This window comes from Actinoplanes sp. NPDC048791 (assembly GCF_040650095.1).
GTDB lineage: Bacteria > Actinomycetota > Actinomycetes > Mycobacteriales > Micromonosporaceae > Actinoplanes.
The window spans coordinates 1-16,990 of the sequence record NZ_JBEZGQ010000067.1 but is presented as its reverse complement, the minus strand read 5'-3'; the positions used below and the strand labels follow the sequence as shown (position 1 = coordinate 16,990).

The following is a 16,990-nucleotide window of genomic DNA, read 5'->3' as shown; positions in this document are numbered from 1 at the left end:
TGTCGGGCCAGCCGACCTGCTGGGCGACCGGCTCCGGCATGGCGACCACGACCGGCCCGATCCGCGCGGCGGCCACCGCGGACGCGATCGCCGGCAGCTACATCGTGGTGCTCAAGCCCGGTACGGCGGCGGCCGCCCAGGTCACCTCCGCCTCCCGGTCCCTCGTGAAGCGGTACGGCGGCCAGGTCCGCGCCAACTACCTCTCGGCCGTCCGGGGCTTCCAGGCCACCATGACGGCCACCGCGGCCCGCCGGCTCGCCGCGAACCCGGCCGTCGACTACGTCGAGCAGGACGCCACTGTCCGGATGGCCGACACCCAGACCACCCCGACATGGGGCCTGGACCGCATCGACCAGCCCGCGCTCCCGCTGTCGAAGACCTACACCTACCGCTCGGCGGCCAACGTGACCGCGTACGTGCTGGACACCGGCATCCGGACCAGCCACACCGAGTTCGGCGGCCGGGCCAGCCACGGCTGGGACTTCATCGACAAGGACGCCACCGCCCAGGACTGCAACGGGCACGGCACCCACGTGGCGGGCACGGTCGGCGGCCGCACGTACGGCGTCGCGAAGGACGTCAAGCTGGTCGGCGTGCGGGTCCTGGACTGCACCGGGTCCGGCTCGTACTCGGCGATCATCGCCGGCGTCGACTGGGTGACCACGCACGCGGTCAAGCCGGCCGTGGCCAACATGAGCATCGGCGGCACGCTGAGCTCCGCGCTCAACGCCGCGGTCAGCAAGTCCATCGCCTCCGGGGTCACCTACGCGGTGGCGGCCGGCAACGAGAACAAGAACGCCTGCAACTACTCGCCGGCGGCCACGCCCAACGCGATCACGGTCGGCGCCACCGAGAGCACCGACGCCCGGGCCTCCTTCTCCAACTTCGGCTCCTGCCTCGACATCTTCGCGCCGGGCGCCAAGATCACGTCCGCGGGCTACTCGTCGGACACCGGCACCCAGGCGATGAGCGGCACCTCGATGGCGGCCCCGCACGTGGCGGGCGCGGCGGCGCTGGTGCTGGGCGCCGACCCGGGGGCCACGCCGGCCCAGGTGCTCACCGCTCTCACCACGAAGGCGTCGGCGGACAAGGTGACCTCGCCGGGCACGGGCTCGGTCAACAAGCTGCTCAACACCACCTGGCTGAACGCCACCGCCGGCACCCCGAGCCCTACGCCCACCACGATCCCCACCACGACGGCCCCGACGAGCGCCCCGACCACCGCTCCGACGACCACCCCGCCCACGACGACCCCCACCACGAGTGCGCCGGTCACCGCGTGCGGGCCGTTCACCATGGGTACGGACGTGCGGATCAGCAAGTACGGCACCGCGTCGAGCAGCGTCAGTATCTCCGGCTGCACCGGCACCGCGTCGGCGACCTCCAGCGTGACGGTGACCGTCGCGCACGGCTACCGCGGATCGCTCGTCGTCTCGCTGGTGAGCCCGCGGGGCACGAAGTACCCGCTGAAGCCGGCCGACAAGACGGACACCGTGGCGAATCTGGCCCAGACGTACCCGATCAACCTGTCCGGTACGTCGCGCAACGGTACGTGGACGTTGCAGGTCAAGGACTCCTTCGGCACCACGACCGGAATCCTGGACAAGTGGAAGTTGACGCTCTGAAAGCTCGGAAAGCCGTACCGGTGCGGCGCCGCGCCGATAGCGTGTTTCGTGAGTAGAGCCAAGGAGGCCGCCATGACTGAGGCCACGCAGGAGCGCCCCACGGTCCTCGTCGTCGACGACGAGGAGGACCTGCGGGACATCATGCGCCGGATGCTCGAGCGCCGCGGCTTCGCCACCCTGGTGGCCGGCGACCGCGAGCAGGCTGTCGCGGTCTGCCAGGACCATCCCGGGGTGATCGACGTGCTGGTCACCGATCTCAACCTGCCCGGCGACTCGGGTGGCGAGCTGGCCCGCACCGCGACCGGGCTGCGCCCCGAGATGGGCGTCGTGTTCATCTCGGGCCTGCCCAAGGACATCGCCGTCACCAAGGGCCTGATCGACGCGGACGCGTTGCTGGTCAAGAAGCCGTTCACCGCCGATCTGCTGCTCGAGGCCCTGCGCTCGATCCTCGACCAGCGGGCACCGACCGTGTGACGACCTGAGCGAGAACGCCGCCGGAGCTGCTCCGGCGGCGTTTTCTGCGTTCCGGCCTCGGCCGAACGGTGGAGGTGCCGTCGGCCGCAAAGCCCTTCATCCGCTGGGGCTCCTGCCGCCAGAGGGTCCACTGTGGCGCGGCTCCTGGCCTGCACCCGTTCGCGATCCGGGCCGGCACCCGCCCGCGCCGAACCTGAATGTCAGACAGCAATTGTTTGACATACAGGGGGAACGACGTGACGGCCAGGCGCAGGACGATCGGAGTCGCACTGACGGGTGTGGTGGTGGCCGGCGCGGGTGTCGCGCTGACCGGTACGGCTAACGCCGCGACGACAACCGAGACGACGACCACCTACAGCACCGACGACGCCTACACGTCCAGCACCCGCCGGACGGTGAACTTCGGCTCGGCCGACAAGCTGGTGGTCGGCAAGGAGTCGGGGGAGACCCGGCTGTCCTATGTGAAGTTCGCGCCCAAGGTCGCCGCGGGTGCCACCGTCACCGCGGCCGAGCTGCGGCTGCCGGTGGAGAGCAAGCCGGTCGCGGCCACGCTCAACGTCCATGCGGTGGCGAGCGGGTGGTCGGAGCAGAAGCTCACCGCGGCGAACGCGCCGGCCCTCGGCCCGCTGGTGGCCTCGATCAAGCCCAAGCTCACCGACACCACGCTGCGCTTCGACGTCTCCAAAGTGGTCACCAAGGCCGGCACCTACGCGTTCGCGCTGAAGTCGGCGGCCACCACCGGTGTCACCCGGCTGCGCGCCATCGAGTACGGCACGACGACCGCCGGTGGCCCCGAGCTGGTCCTGACGGTCAAGCGCACCACGACCACCACCGCCCCGACGACTCCGCCCACCACCACCCCGACGACCCCGCCGACGACCGTCCCGCCGACCACCACGCCCCCGACGACCGTCCCGCCGACCACCACGCCGCCGCCGACCGTCCCGCCGACCACGGTCCCGCCGACCACGGCGCCGCCGGCGGAGTGCGTCACCGGTGCGCTGCTCGTGCCCTCCTGCGGCGTGCTGTGGGGCGCCGCGGCCGGTGGCTTCACCGACACCCCGCGCGACCAGGCCCTCAAGACCTGGGAGACGCTCACCGGGCGCACCGCGACGATCTTCCACCAGTACCACAAGGGCGACGAGCAGTTCCCGACCAAGGCCGAGATCGCCATGACCCAGGACCCGCAGCGCCCGCGGGTGCTGCTGCTGAACTGGAAGGTCGCCTACAACTCGACCTGGGCCAAGGTCGCCGCCGGCCAGCAGGACGCCCGGATCGACAAGTGGTCGGCGTACGTCAAGCAGAACTTCCAGCAGAAGTTCTTCCTGGCGCTGCACCACGAGCCGGAGAACGACGTGCAGACCACCGCCGCGTCGGGCATGACCGCCAAGGACTACGCCGCGATGTACCGGCACGTGATCACCCGGCTGCGGACCAACGGCGTCACCAACGCCGTCAACGTGATCGCCTACATGGGCAACGAGAAGTGGATGGCCCAGTCCTGGTGGCAGGACCTCTACCCGGGCGACGCGTACGTCGACTGGGTCGGCCTGGACTCCTACGTCAGCGTGGAGAAGGGCTACTACCACTACGGCGACATGGGCGACATCCTCGACCGGCAGCCCACCGGCGGCGGCCTCGGCTGGTACGACTGGGCCGTGCGGAACCACCCCAGCAAGCCGATCATGGTGGCCGAGTGGGGCATGTACCACCGCCGCGCGACCGTCACCGACAAGTCCGCCGCGTTCGCCTCGGTCGTCCCCGAGCTGAAGGCCCACCCGGCGATCAAGGCCGTCGTCTACTTCGACACCGCCAGCGACGACGAGGGTGACCGGGACATCTCGGTGAACTCCATGCCGAGCAGCCTCACCGCGTTCAAGAAGGTCGCCGCCGACCCGATGTTCAAGGTGACCATCGGCAAGTGACGTCGCTCAACCCGATGCCGGGCCGGTCCGTTCGCGGGCCGGCCCGGCCGGCTGTCCGGGCCAGGGCACAGTCAACTCGCCACGGCGCCACCGCGCCGGACCGGGTAGCACCGGCCACTGCTCGCGGAACCTCTCGACGGTGGCCCGCCACCGCTGCCGCGGACCGAACGGCGTGGCCGACGCGTCCCAGGCGGCGCCCAGGGTCCGCAGCAGGTCGTGGATCGGGAAGCCGGGCACGTTGTGGTGGATCAGGGCCTTGGGCAAGCGTTCGGCGAAGGTGGCCGGGTGGTCCAGATCGGACAGTCGCGCCGACAGGGTCAGCGTCTGCGGCCCGTCCGCGCCGACCACCACCCAGGTGGCGATCCGGCCCAGCTCGTCACAGGTGCCCTCGACCAGCAGGGCGCCGGTGGCGGTCATGGTGGCCCACGCGGCGGGCACCTCGTCCTGGTCGTACTGGCGCAGCACGTTGAACGCGCGGACCACCTGGGGGCGCAGGCCGGCCAGCTCGAAGCCGCCCCGGCGGAACTCCAGCAGCGGCGGGTCCGCCCACGGCTGGGCGTCGCTCACCCGTACCGGATCGATCTCGAGACCGACCACCGCGATGTCCGGGCGGACCGCCGCGGCCAGCCGGCCGCGCAGCTCGACCGCCGTGACCGGCGTCGCGCCGTAGCCCAGATCCACGACCAGCGGTGCGGCCGCGCGGGCCAGCAGCTCGCCGCAGCGGTACGCGATGAAGTTGTCCACCCGGCGCAGCCGGTTGGGGTTCGTGGTGCCCCGGGTGACCGCACCGACCGGCTTCATGGCGTCAGCTCTGCTCCCGGGCCACCTTGTGCTGGGCCGCCTGGGCGATCGGGCGCACCACCAGCCGGTCGACGTTGACGTGCTGCGGCCGGGTGGCGACCCAGGCGACGCAGTCCGCGATGTCCTCGGCCACCAGCGGCTCGCGCACCCCGGCGTAGATCGCGTCGACCTTGGCCGGGTCACCGAGGCGGTTGAGCGAGAACTCCTCGGTGCGCACCATGCCCGGGTCGATCTCGATGACCCGCACCGGCCGCCCGGCGAGTTCCAGGCGCAGCGTGCCGACCAGGGCGTTCTGCGCGTGCTTGGCCGCCGTATAGCCGGCGCCGCCCTCGTAGACCGTGAAGGCCGCGGTCGACCCGACGGTCACCACCGTGCCCGCGCCACTGGCCTCCAGGGCCGGCAGCAGCGCCTTGGTTACCCGCAGCGTGCCGAGGACGTTCACCTCGTACATCCACCGCCAGTCGGCGACCGAGCCGGTCTCCACCGGGTCCATCCCGCGCGCCCCGCCCGCGTTGTTGACCAGCAGCGCGACCGGCGCACCGAGCTCGTCGACCGCTGCCGCCAAGGCATCCACGGCAGCGTCGGACGTGATGTCGCACACCACCGCGGTGGCGTCCGCGCCGAGCTCGGCGACCAGCTTCTCCAGCCGGTCCGCCCGGCGCGCGGCCGCCACCACGTGGAAGCCCTCGGCGGCCAGCCGGCGTGCGGTGGCCGCGCCGATGCCGCTGGACGCCCCGGTGACGACGGCGATCTTCTTCTGCACCATCCTTTGATCCTGCCTCACCCCGGCGGGAGAGCTGGGTCACCCCCGGCCTCCTGGCGTTGGGTTGAGGGCCGGTGGATGGGGAAGATGAACGACGGCGTAACAGTTCCCCGTTACGTTCCACTGCTTTCGCGAAGGGACACGACGTGGCTGAGCTGCGGGCTGCAGGCCCCTGGCCGACCCCCCGGCGCATCGCCACCCTCTCCGTGCACACCTCGCCACTGGAGCAGCCGGGCACGGGCGACGCCGGTGGCATGAACGTGTACATCGTCGAGGTGTCCAAGCGGCTGGCCGAGCGGGACGTCGAGGTGGAGATCTTCACCCGCGCCACGTCGAGCGAGCTGCCGCCGGTCGTCGAGATGGCGCCGGGCGTGACTGTGCGCCATGTCACCGCCGGCCCGTTCGAGGGCCTGTCGAAGGAGGAGCTGCCCTCGCAGCTCTGCGCCTTCACCAACGGTGTGCTGCGGGCCGAGGCCGCGCGCCCACCCGGCGCGTACGACCTGATCCACTCGCACTACTGGATGTCCGGCCAGGTCGGCTGGCTGGCCCGGGAGCGCTGGGGCGTCCCGCACGTGCACACCGCGCACACCCTGGCCAAGGTCAAGAACAGGTTCATCGCCGCTGGTGACCGCCCCGAGCCCAAGGCCCGGGTGATCGGCGAGGAGCAGGTCATCGCCGAGGCGGACCGGCTGGTCGCCAACACCCGGTTCGAGGCCCAGGACCTGGTCAGCTGTTACGACGCCGACCCGACCCGGCTCACCGTGGTGCAGCCGGGCGTGGACCTGGACCGCTTTCGACCCCGGTCCACCCGGGCGGCCGACCGCCGCCGGCTCGGCCTGCCCGAACGCGGGTACGTGGTGGCCTTCGTCGGCCGGATCCAGCCGCTCAAGGGCCCGGACGTGCTGATCAACGCGCTGGCCGCACCAGCCCTGCGCGACGAGGACGTGACCGTGGTGATCTGCGGCGGCCCCAGCGGCAGCGGCCTGGACCGGCCGACCGCCCTGATCGAGCTGGCCGCCTCGCTCGGCGTCTCGCACAAGGTGCGCTTCGTGGCGCCGCAGACCGGCGAGGCCCTGGCCGCGCTGTACCGGGCCGCCGACCTGGTCGCCGTCCCCTCCCACAACGAGTCGTTCGGGCTGGTCGCGCTGGAGGCGCAGGCCTGCGGCACGCCGGTCGTCGCGGCGGCCGTGGGTGGCCTGGTCACGGCGGTCACCGACGGTGTCAGCGGGGTGCTGGTGGACGGGCACGACCCGGACGACTGGGCCCGGGTGCTGGCCGGTCTGCTGCTGGCACCGGCCCGCCGGCTGCGGTTGTCGATCGGTGCGGTCCGGCACGCCACCAACTTCTCCTGGGACCGCACCGCGGACGGTCTGTTGCGGGTCTACCGCGAGGCGGTGACCGAGCACCGTGCGCTGATCGAGGCCCGCCTGGCAGGCTCGTTCTCATGGTGACCGGGATCGGCGCGCTGATCGAGCGGGTCTGCGCGGAACGCGAGCTGGAGTGCGAGTCCACCGGCGATGCCTCGTGGGTGGTGACACTGCCGGGCACGCACAAGCTCAAGACGGCCTGCAACCTCATCGTGGGTGAGCACGCCCTGCGCATCGAGGCGTTCGTGATGCGCCACCCGGACGAGCAGAGCGAGGAGCTCTGGGCCTGGCTGCTGCGCCGCAACGCCCGCATGTACGGCGTGAGCTTCTCGATCGACGCGGCCGGCGACGTCTACCTGACCGGCCGGGTGTCGCTGAAGGGCCTGGACGAGGACGAGCTGGACCGGCTGCTGGGCGCGGTGCTGACGTACGCCGACGAGTCCTTCGACTCGATGCTGGAGATCGGCTTCGGCTCGTCCATCAAGCGTGAGTGGGAGTGGCGCGTCAAGCGCGGCGAGTCGCTGGCCAACCTGCAGGCCTTCGCCCACCTCGCCGACAAGGAAATCCCCGGCTAACCTCAAGCGGTAACTGTTAAGAGCGTTACCAGTTGGGGGACCGGGTGCCGACCGGGCGCAAGTGGTGGACGGACGCGGCCGGTGGACTGCCCGCGACGTACTGGTATCTCTGGACCGGTCTGCTGATCAACCGGGTCGGCGGCTTCGCCGTGCTGTTCCTGAGCCTCTATCTCACCGCCCAGCGCGGCGCGAGCCCGGCGCTGGCCGGCCTCATCGTCGGCGGGTACGGCATCGGCGGTGTCGCCGGCACCCTGCTCGGTGGGTTGCTCACCGACCGCTGGGGCCGTCGCCCGACGCTGCTGGCCTCGCACTTCGCCACCGCCGCGCTGCTGGTCGCCCTGGCGGTGAGCACGGATCTGCGGTTCGTGGCCGGGCTCGGCCTGCTGCTCGGGCTGGCCCAGTCGATGCCCGGGCCGGCGTTCGTCGCGGCGATCATCGACGTGGTGCCCGCCGAGCGCCGCTCCCGGGCGTTCAACCTGCAGTTCTGGGCGTTCAACCTGGGCATGGCCGGGGCCTCGCTGCTGGCCGGGCTGCTGGCCGAGTGGAGCTATCTGGGACTGTTCCTGATCGACGCGGCGTCGACTCTGCTCACCGGCGTACTCATCGCCTGGAAGGTCCCGGAGACGCTCAGCCGGCGGCCGTCGACGGCCGCGACGACCGGCGCGGGCATGCGCACGGTCCTGGCCGACCGGATCTTCCTGGTCTTCGTCGGCCTGACCCTGCTGCAGGCGCTGCTCTACGCGCAGACCAGCACGATCGTGCCGCTGGCGATGAGCGACGACGGGCTCAGCCCGTCGAGCTACGGACTGGTGACCGCGCTGGGCGGGACGCTGATCGTGGTGGGCCAGCTGTTCGTGCCGCGGCTGATCGACCGGCACCGCAAGGACCGGGTGCTGGCGACGGCGGTGGCGGTGATGGCGGTGGGTTTCGCGACGCTGACGTTCGCCGACCGGCTCGGCGGCTACCTGGTGGCGGCGGCGATCTGGACGGTCGGCTCGATGCTGGCCGCGCCGCCGAACGCGGAGATCAATTCGGAGCTGGCGCCGGTCGAACTGCGCGGGCGCTACCAGGCGGTGTTCTTCCTCACCTTCCCGGCGGCGGCTTTCCTGGCGCCGGCGCTGGGCGGGGTGAGCCTGCAGGCTTTCGGCCCGGCGCACTGGCTGATCGTCGCTGCCGTGGGTGTCGTCGCCGCGGTGCTGCATCTGGCGGCGGGCCCGAGCCGGGAGCGAAGAGTGAATGCCGTGAGGCTGACGGCCGTGGGGGCTGACGGCGCCGGCGGCGGCGGGCGACACCCATCCCCATAGGCGTCGCCCGCACTAACCGCCGGTCTCGGGTAACGCCGTCCCCCAACGGCTGATGCCACCCGTCCCCGAACGCCGATCCGCGGTGGCCCCGAAGGGCCGACCCGTTCCCCGAACTGACGGCTCGGCGTCCATCGACCACGCTAGTTGGGCCGGTCAAGGGCCACAAGCGGGTTGGCTGTCTGCCATCTGTCTGAACCGTCACACCTGGCAACTTCACCCTCACGGATGATGCCCGCCTCGGTCGTCCGGCTGTCAACCGCTGGCCGTCCGCCGTTCGTCCCTACTTCTTCGAGGCCTTCTTCCTGGCGCCCGCCGTCTCGACCTTGATGAGCCGCTGGACCAGCTCCGGCTTCTTCAACTCGCCGGTGCCCTTGACGCCGTGCCCCCGCAACCGGCGACGCAGATCATCGACCTTCATCGCAGCGATGGCGCTCTCGCTGACGTCCGGGGTGTTGGGGGTGTCGTTGCCCGAGGTCGGGTTCTTGCTCTTCGTCGTGCTCTTCTTGGCCGAGCTCGTCTTCTTGGTCGAGGTGCTCTTCTTGGTCGCGGCGACCTCGGCCTTGATGAGCTTCTTGACCAGCTCGGGCTTCTTGAGTTCGGCGGTGTCCTTGACCCCGTGCCCCCGCAGCTTGCGGCGCAGCCCGTCGACCTTCATCGCGGCGATGGCGCTCTCGCTGACGTCCGGGGTGTTGGGGGTGTCGTTGCCCGAGGTCGGGTTCTTTTTGGTGCTCTTGGTTTTGGTCGCCGAGACCTCGGCCTTGATGAGCTTCTTGACCAGCTCGGGCTTCTTGAGTTCGGCGGTGTCCTTGACCCCGTGGGTGCGCAGCTTCTGCCGCAGTTCGGCGACCTTCATCTTGGCGATCGCACTCTCGCGTACCTCGGGGGTGTTCGGAGTGTCGTTGTGCGCCGTCGGATTCTTGGCGGACTTGGTGGCAGCCACGCTGTTCCAGCCTTTCTCTTGGGACATCGGGGGATGACGTCTGCCGACTACTGCTACCCAGGGAACGCTCGGCGGACACGGAAAGCCCCGAACCGGCTCAGCGGCCGTGCGCAGCCGCCGAACAGGGGGGCGAGACCCCACTCGGCCGACTCCAGGAGCATCGATGGCCCAACCCGCCTCCATCCTCGCCACGGACCCCACCTTGCAGCGGACCGCGCTGGCCCTGCTGCTGGAGAAGCGCATCATCGCCACGGTCCGCGCCCGGACCGGCGTCGTCGCCGCCGTGAACGACCAGTTCTGCGCGCTGGTCGGCCGGTCGGCGGAGGACGTGGCCGGGGTCGCGCTGGGCAAACTGTGGCGGTCTCCCGGCTTGGTGATCGACCAGATGCTCGCCGCAGCCCGGGCCGGTGAGTACCCGGAACAGGTGATCGAGGTTCTCGACGATGCGGACGCGCACCGGTGGCTGCGGCTCAACTGCCGGCCGGTCGAGCCCGCGGCCGATGCCCCGGAGTCGCCGGAGGGCCGGCTCCTGCTGGTCACCGCCTACGACATCACCGAGGACAGGCGGCAGCTGGCCGAGCTCAGGGGCAAGTACGCGGCCATCGACCGCGCCCAGGCCGTGATCGAGTTCGACCTCGACGGCATCATCCTCAGCGCCAACGAGAACTTCCTCGCGCTGACCGGTTACACGCTCGACGACCTCGTGGGTCAGCACCACCGGATGCTGTGCGAGCCGCGGTACGCCGAAAGCGCCGAATATCACCGCCTCTGGGAACGGCTGCGCGCCGGCGAGGTGGAGAGCGGCGAGTACAAGCGGATCGGCCGCGGCGGGCGCGAGGTGTGGATCCGGGCCACCTACAACCCCATCCTGGATCTGGACGGACGGTCGTACAAGATCGTCAAGTACGCCATGGACGTCACCGGGACCCGGCTGCGCAACGCCGAGTACGAGGGCAAGGTGGCCGCGATCGACCGGGCCCAGGCGGTGGTGGAGTTCGACCTGCAGGGCCGGATCCTGGACGCGAACCGCAACTTCCTCGACCTGATGGGCTACTCCCGGGACGAGGTCGCCGGTCAGCACCACCGGGTCTTCGTCGAGCAGCAGGAGGCGACGACCCCCGCGTACCAGGCGTTCTGGGAGAAGCTGAGCCGCGGCGAGTTCTTCTCGGGTGAGTACAAGCGGATCACCAAGGGCGGTGCGGAGGTCTGGCTGCGGGCCACCTACAACCCGATCCTGGATCTGGACGGGCGGCCGGTCAAGGTGGTCAAGTACGCCACCGACGTCACCGAGGACAAGCTGCGCAACGCCGAGTACCAGGGCAAGGACATGGCCATCAACCGGGCGCAGGCGGTCATCGAGTTCGACCTCGAGGGCCACATCCTGCTGGCGAACGAGAACTTCCAGCGCACCCTCGGCTACTCGGCGCGCGAGCTGGTGGGCCAGCACCACAGCATGCTCTGTGACGGCGAGTACGTGACGTCGGCCGAGTACCGCGACTTCTGGCTGCGGCTGCGCAAGGGCGAGTACCTCAGCGGCCGGTTCCACCGGGTCGGCAAGTTCGGCCGGGACGTGTGGATCCAGGCCACGTACAACCCGATCTACAACATGCGCGGTGAGCCGTACAAGGTGGTCAAGTACGCCCACGACATCACCGATCAGGTGCAGCTGGAGCAGCTGCTGTCGGCCAAGACCCGGGAGATGAGCGACTCGATCAACGCGCTCACCGGGTCGATCGACGAGATCACCGTCAGCGCTCAGCAGGCCAGCACGCTCGCCGGCGAGACCCAGCAGAACGCCCAGGAGGGCTACGAGGAACTGCGCAAGTCCATCGAGGCGATCGACCTGATCGAGAAGTCGTCGGACCAGATCGCCGCGATCGTCAACGTCATCGGCGAGATCGCCGGCCAGACGAACCTGCTCGCGTTCAACGCCTCGATCGAGGCCGCCCGGGCCGGCGAGCACGGGGTCGGCTTCTCCGTGGTGGCCGGCGAGGTGCGCCGGCTCGCGGAACGGTCCTCCGAGGCGGCCCGGGAGATCACCCGGCTGATCACCGAGTCGACGAGCCGGGTCGGCCAGGGCGCCACGGTGTCGCACCGCGCCCAGGACGCGTTCGGGCAGATCCTCAAGAGCGTGGCCTCGACCAGCGAGTCCATCAAGCAGATCGCCGCCTCGACCCAGCGCCAGCAGACCGCGTCGCGCTCCGTGCACGATCTGATCAATGACCTGATCGGCACCGATGCCGCGATGGCGCCCGAGGGATCGCGGCGCTGAGCCATGACGACCGATGCACTGTTCGGTGTGTTCCGCGCGGGTGAACTCCGGGTGGCGCTGCCGCTCGACGAACTGCGCGAGGTGATCGTGCGGCCGCCGCGGTTCAGCCCGCTGCCCGCCGCGGCGGCCGGCCTGCTGGGTGCGGTCAACCTGCGGCACGTGGTGATTCCGGTGCTGGATCTGTGCCGGCTGGCCGGGCACGCGGAGGGCAACCCCGACGGCACGGTGATCGTCATCGTGGTCGTCGGCGACCAGCTCTTCGGACTGCTCGCCGACGAGATCGAGGGCGTCGCCCGGGTGAGCTCGGGCGCGCTGCTGGAGACGACGGTGGCCGGGGGCGGGCCCGCGCTGCTCTCGCACACCTTCGAGCGACCGGAGGACGGCGAGGTGGTGTCACTGCTGGACGCCGGGGCCATCGCCCGGCTGCCGGGCATCCCGATCGTGCGCGACGCCGGTCCGCGGGGCGTGGTGATCGGAGCCGGCGGGGAGCCCGCCGATGCCTCCCGGCGCACGGTGCTGCTGCTGGGCTGCGGCCCGATCGGCTTGTGCATCGAGGTGGGCCACGTGCATTCGGTGATCCCGCGGTTGACGGTGCACACGTCGCCGCTGGGCGGTGCCAACTGCCGCGGTGTGGTGCACCTGCAGGACACCGCGGTCCCGGTGGTCGACCCGCTGCGGCTGTTCGGGCTGGGCAGCATGCCTGATGAGGGGAATCTGCGGGGTCTGGTCCTCGCTATGCCCCGGGGGCTCGTGGTGCTGATGGTCTCCGACATCGCGGACATCATCACCGTCCCGGTCGGCGACGTGCTGCCGTTGCCCGCGGTCGGCATGCACAAGGGCGGCTTCCTCACCGGGGTGCTGCGGACGGACCCGGGCGGTCAGCATCTGGTGCTGGACGGTGCGGCGCTGCGCGCGGACCCGGAACTGGATGCGCTGGGCAGCCTGGGGGTTCCGCTGAAGGGACGTACGAAGCAGGCCCCACCGCCTACCGTGAGCCGGCCGGAGACGGAGAGTCCGGACGGTCGCCGGGTCGTCCCGAGCGTGCGCAAGTTCCTCACCTACAGCGTGGGCCGGGAGGCCGCGACGCCACTGCACCAGATCACCGAGATCCTGCCCTATCCGGAAGACATCATCCCGCTGGACAGCGGCGGGGCGCTGCTGGGCATCTTCACTCATCGGCGGCTGTCGGTGCCGTTGCTGTCCCTGCCCACGCTGCTCGGCCTGACGGGCCGGCCGGACCCGGCCACGGCCCGGGTGCTGCTGGTGGACACGCCGGGCGGGGAGCTGGTGGGTTTCGTGGTCCCCGGGCTGCACGCGATCGAGGAATCGGTGTGGGAGGAGCCGGCCCGCGACGATTCCGGTGCGCCGGGCGCGGTGTTCCAGCACGGGCCGCTGGTCAAGATCGGCACAGAGGAGGCGGGCCGGTTGCTCCCGCACGTCGACCTGAAGGAGCTCGTGGCGGCCGAGCTGGTGAGCCACTAGTGACGGCCCGCGTCACCCACTAGTCGCGGGCCGGAACGCGGACCGTCTCGGCGGCGATCGAGGGCGGCGTGGCGTTCTCGTCCGGCCGGGCCTCTCCCACGGACGGCGGTGCCATCGCCGGCTGCGTCGCCGTGGGAACGGCACTGTGCTGCCGCAGTGCAGCCACCCTGCGTTCCCGCGCCGGACCCGACGCGATCTGCCCCGCCGCCATCACGACCCCGATCCCGGCGCAGCTCAGCCACAGCACCGTGCTGCCCAGATGCTCCTGCACCACGCCACCCACGATCGGCGCCAGCGCCGATCCGGCCGACCAGGACAGCGAGTTCACCCCCTGGTAGCGCCCGCGCAGCGCAGCCGGTGAGAGCTCCGCGATCAATGCCGAGTTCGACGGCGCCTGCAGCATCTCGCCCAGAGTCCAGATCACCACCGAAACGGCATACAGCGCCACCGTGCCGGCGAAGGCGTTGAGGCCGAAGCCCACGCCCAGGATCAGGGTGGCCAGGGCCAGGACCCGGGTGCGGTTGCGGCCGTCGATCAGTTTCGGGACGAAGAGCTGGCCGGCCACGATCATCAGGCCGTTGATGGCGATGACCCAGCCGAACGTCGCCGGGCTCAGGCCGTCGGCGCTCATCGCGATCGGCAGCGTCGACATGTGCTGCATGACCACCAGCACGACGAAGAAGTTGAGCAGCAGGAAGCCGACGAACACCCGATCGCGGAAGACCGTGCCCAGGCCGGGGCCGCCGCGGGTCCTTTTCGCCTCGGCCGGTTGTGCGGTGCGGGTCGGCCGGGTCTCGGCCAGGAAGATCAGGCTGATCACCGCCGTCACCAGGGTGGTGCCCGCGTCCACGACGAACAGCAGGAGGTAGTCGAACTGGGCGGCGAAGCCCGCCAGGACGGCCGCGCTGGCGAAGCCGAGGTTGATCGCCCAGTAGTTCAATGAGTAGGCGCGGATCCGGTCCCGGTCCGGCACGATGTCGATCATCATGGCCTGGAACGCCGGGCGGACCCCCTCGGCGAAGACGCCGAGCAGCAGAGCCCCGGCGGCCAGCTGCCAGAAGCCTCCGGCGAAGCCGAGCGTGAGCATCAGCGCCGCGGCGCCGAACTGGGCCGTCAGCAGCGTCGGGCGCCGGCCCCAGCGGTCGGCCAGCACCCCGCCGGTCATGGTGCCGACGGCACCGCCCACCCCGTACGCGCCCAGCACCAGTCCGGCCTGGCTCTGGCTGAAGTGCAGTGCCTGGGTCAGGTAGATGGCCAGGTAGATCACCACGAAGGCGCCCAGGCGGTTGATCAGGGTGCCGGTCCAGAGGAACCAGAACTGTCGTGGCAGACCGCCCGTTGCCTGCTGTAACCACCCGCGCACGCTGACCCCCGTAAGCACCGCAACTCTCTTACAGCCTTACAACCTACTGATCGCCGCCTGGCCGCGCAGCCGGGTTCCACGTGGTGGTCGCCACTGAGGGTCGGCGCACGCGCCGGCCGGGGCTGCGGCAGGATGGAGGGCATGACTGTGGGGACCCTTGTGCTGCTGCGGCACGGCGAGAGTGAGTGGAACGCCAAGAACCTGTTCACCGGCTGGGTCGACGTCGACCTCACGGCCAAGGGTGAGCAGGAGGCCCGGCGGGGCGGCGAGCTGTTGAAGGAGCACGGCCTGCTGCCCGACGTCGTGCACACGAGCCTGCTGCGCCGCGCGATCCGCACCAACGAGATCGCGCTGCACGCCGCGGACCGGCACTGGATCCAGGTGCGCCGGTCGTGGCGGCTCAACGAGCGCCACTACGGCGCCCTGCAGGGCAAGGACAAGAAGCAGACCAAGGAGCAGTACGGCGAGGAGCAGTTCATGCTCTGGCGCCGCTCGTACGACACCCCGCCGCCGCCGATCGACGACAGCGACGAGTATTCGCAGTTCGCCGACCCGCGCTACGCCCAGCTGCCGCCGGAGCTCAAGCCCCGCTCCGAGTGCCTCAAGGACGTCCTCCTGCGCGCCCTGCCGTACTGGTACGACGCGATCGTGCCGGACCTGCTGGCCGGCCGGACCGTGCTGGTCACCGCGCACGGCAACTCGCTGCGCGCCATCGTCAAGCACCTCGACCAGATCTCCGACGAGGCGATCGCCGGGCTGAACATCCCGACCGGCATCCCGTTGCGCTACGACCTCGACGAGAACCTGCGTCCGGTCACCGCCGGCGGCGCCTACCTCGACCCCGAGGTCGCCAAGGAGGCCGCCGCGGCGGTCGCCAACCAGGGCCGCTGACCTCCCGCCCGTTGACAGCAGAAAGGCCGGGCCGCCCCCGTGGCGTCCCGGCCTTCTCGTGTCTTCGGGTCAGTGCTGGACGGGCTTGCCGGTGATCAGGTAGATCATCTGCTCGCCCGCGTTCACCGCGTGGTCCGCGTAGCGCTCGTAGAAGCGGCCCAGGAGCGCGCCGTCGATCGCGGTCTCCGCCCCGTACGGCCAGTCGTCGTGCAGCAGGATCTTGAACAGGTCGCGTTCGAGGTCGTCCATCGCGTCGTCGTCCTTCTCCAGCTCGGCCGCCAGATCGGCGTCGGGGCTGGCCAGGACCGTGGTGATCTTGTCGGCCATCCGGTCGGCGACCTCGGCCATCTGCCGGAAGACGGGCCGCAGCTCAGCCGGCACCGCCGGTGACGGGTGCCGGCGCAGGGCGGTCTTGGCCACGTGCTCGGCCAGGTCGCCCATCCGCTCCAGGTCGGCCGAGATGTGCAGGGCGGTGATGACCATCCGCAGGTCGGACGCGACCGGCGCCTGCCGGGCGATGGTGTCGGCCACCTTGGCCTCGACCTGGCGGTAGATGTCGTCGACCTCCGCGTCCCGCGCCACCACCGCGTCGGCGGCTTCCCGGTCGGCCTTGAGCAGGGCGGTGGTCGCCTTGCGCATCGCGGCGCGGACCGATTCCGCCATGGTCACCAGCAGGCGACTGACCTCGGTGAGGTCGGCCTGAAACTCCTCGCGCATGATTTTCGTCCCGGGGTTCGGGGCTGCCGGCGAACCGGTGGCAGCCGGGTTGAGCTGGACTCGCGGGGCCCAGGCTAGGCGGGCGCGGCGGCCTGAACATGAACGGCGGTGAACGACGCCGGGCCTGGTGGTGAACATTGTTCGAAGCGCGCCGGTTTTGTCCGGTTAGCCGTACGGTCCAGGTAAACAATGACCCTACGATCGCAGCGTGGATCCGGTGTTCGGCACAGCCCTTGTTCTCGTCGCCCTCGCCCTCGGCGGGGTGGCCGGGTTCCTGCTGTCCCGGCGCGGCCGGACCGGGCCGCCGGTGACCGTGGCCCGCAAGAAGCCGGCCGCGGCCCGGTCGACCGAGGGGGGACGAAAGATCGACATCGACGAGGAGCGCCTCGGCAAGCACGGCATGAAGGGCCTCGGCCGCAAGAGCCTGGACTCGCTGCGCGTCGGCGTGGTGGTGCTCGACGCCGGGGACGAGCCGGTGCTGGTCAACCCGG

The 16,990-nt window shown here is 70.7% G+C and carries 14 protein-coding genes and 1 pseudogene; 10 read left to right on the top strand and 5 right to left on the bottom strand.

What is annotated here, in order from left to right; genetic code table 11:
- The 3 genes from AB0C29_RS08105 to AB0C29_RS08095 form a co-directional block, all read left to right on the top strand.
- Positions 1-1,625: S8 family serine peptidase (locus AB0C29_RS08105; RefSeq protein ID WP_360816895.1), on the top strand; the 1,625-nt coding region annotated here is incomplete at its 5' end.
- Positions 1,626-1,697: 72 nt separating this feature from the next.
- The gene (locus AB0C29_RS08100) at positions 1,698-2,099 is read left to right on the top strand and encodes a response regulator (protein WP_360816892.1); all 402 of its coding nucleotides are present in this window, start codon (positions 1,698-1,700) and stop codon (positions 2,097-2,099) included.
- Positions 2,100-2,335: 236 nt separating this feature from the next.
- Positions 2,336-4,024: a DNRLRE domain-containing protein gene (locus AB0C29_RS08095; protein WP_360816889.1), complete on the top strand. Its 1,689-nt coding sequence runs from the start codon at positions 2,336-2,338 to the stop codon at positions 4,022-4,024.
- 6 nt (positions 4,025-4,030) lie between these two features.
- Here the strand turns inward: AB0C29_RS08095 and AB0C29_RS08090 are convergent, their stop codons facing one another.
- Positions 4,031-4,825, bottom strand: coding sequence for a class I SAM-dependent methyltransferase (locus tag AB0C29_RS08090; protein WP_360816887.1), 795 nt, complete (start codon positions 4,823-4,825; stop codon positions 4,031-4,033).
- A 4-nt stretch (positions 4,826-4,829) separates the two neighbouring features.
- Positions 4,830-5,591: an SDR family oxidoreductase gene (locus AB0C29_RS08085; protein ID WP_360816884.1), complete on the bottom strand. Its 762-nt coding sequence runs from the start codon at positions 5,589-5,591 to the stop codon at positions 4,830-4,832.
- Positions 5,592-5,734: 143 nt separating this feature from the next.
- On the opposite strand from AB0C29_RS08085, the gene mshA reads away from it, so the two are divergent.
- Genes mshA through AB0C29_RS08070 form a run of 3 tightly spaced genes read left to right on the top strand, consistent with a single transcriptional unit; the run spans position 5,735 to position 8,834 of the window.
- Positions 5,735-7,039 (top strand): D-inositol-3-phosphate glycosyltransferase, encoded by a 1,305-nt coding sequence (gene mshA / locus AB0C29_RS08080; RefSeq protein WP_360816882.1) that lies wholly within the window; start codon positions 5,735-5,737, stop codon positions 7,037-7,039.
- Entirely contained in the window at positions 7,033-7,530 is a 498-nt protein-coding gene (locus tag AB0C29_RS08075) for a YbjN domain-containing protein (protein WP_360816880.1), read from the top strand. Before mshA ends, AB0C29_RS08075 begins: the two co-directional genes overlap by 7 nt.
- 32 nt (positions 7,531-7,562) lie before the next feature.
- Positions 7,563-8,834, top strand: a complete 1,272-nt coding sequence (locus tag AB0C29_RS08070; RefSeq protein WP_360816877.1) for an MFS transporter — start codon at positions 7,563-7,565, stop codon at positions 8,832-8,834.
- A 280-nt stretch (positions 8,835-9,114) separates the two neighbouring features.
- Here the strand turns inward: AB0C29_RS08070 and AB0C29_RS08065 are convergent, their stop codons facing one another.
- Positions 9,115-9,801, bottom strand: coding sequence for an SAP domain-containing protein (locus tag AB0C29_RS08065; protein WP_360816874.1), 687 nt, complete (start codon positions 9,799-9,801; stop codon positions 9,115-9,117).
- A gap of 136 nt (positions 9,802-9,937) precedes the next feature.
- Here AB0C29_RS08065 and AB0C29_RS08060 point away from each other — a divergent pair, with 136 nt between their 5' ends.
- Both AB0C29_RS08060 and AB0C29_RS08055 read left to right on the top strand, forming a co-directional pair.
- Positions 9,938-12,046, top strand: a complete 2,109-nt coding sequence (locus AB0C29_RS08060) for a PAS domain-containing methyl-accepting chemotaxis protein (protein ID WP_360816871.1) — start codon at positions 9,938-9,940, stop codon at positions 12,044-12,046.
- A gap of 3 nt (positions 12,047-12,049) precedes the next feature.
- Positions 12,050-13,528, top strand: coding sequence for a chemotaxis protein CheW (locus AB0C29_RS08055; protein WP_360816868.1), 1,479 nt, complete (start codon positions 12,050-12,052; stop codon positions 13,526-13,528).
- Between the two features lie 19 nt (positions 13,529-13,547).
- Here the strand turns inward: AB0C29_RS08055 and AB0C29_RS08050 are convergent, their stop codons facing one another.
- Positions 13,548-14,891, bottom strand: coding sequence for an MFS transporter (locus tag AB0C29_RS08050; protein WP_360816865.1), 1,344 nt, complete (start codon positions 14,889-14,891; stop codon positions 13,548-13,550).
- A gap of 132 nt (positions 14,892-15,023) precedes the next feature.
- Between AB0C29_RS08050 and AB0C29_RS08045 the strand changes: the two genes are divergently transcribed.
- On the top strand, positions 15,024-15,782 hold the full coding sequence (locus AB0C29_RS08045) for a phosphoglyceromutase (protein WP_360545675.1): 759 nt from the start codon (positions 15,024-15,026) through the stop codon (positions 15,780-15,782).
- A gap of 69 nt (positions 15,783-15,851) precedes the next feature.
- On the opposite strand, the gene phoU is transcribed toward AB0C29_RS08045, so the two are convergent.
- Positions 15,852-16,499, bottom strand: a complete 648-nt coding sequence (phoU, locus tag AB0C29_RS08040; protein ID WP_360545673.1) for a phosphate signaling complex protein PhoU — start codon at positions 16,497-16,499, stop codon at positions 15,852-15,854.
- Between the two features lie 208 nt (positions 16,500-16,707).
- Between phoU and AB0C29_RS08035 the strand changes: the two are divergent.
- Positions 16,708-16,990 (top strand): annotated as a pseudogene (locus AB0C29_RS08035) (two-component sensor histidine kinase); the annotation flags it as partial.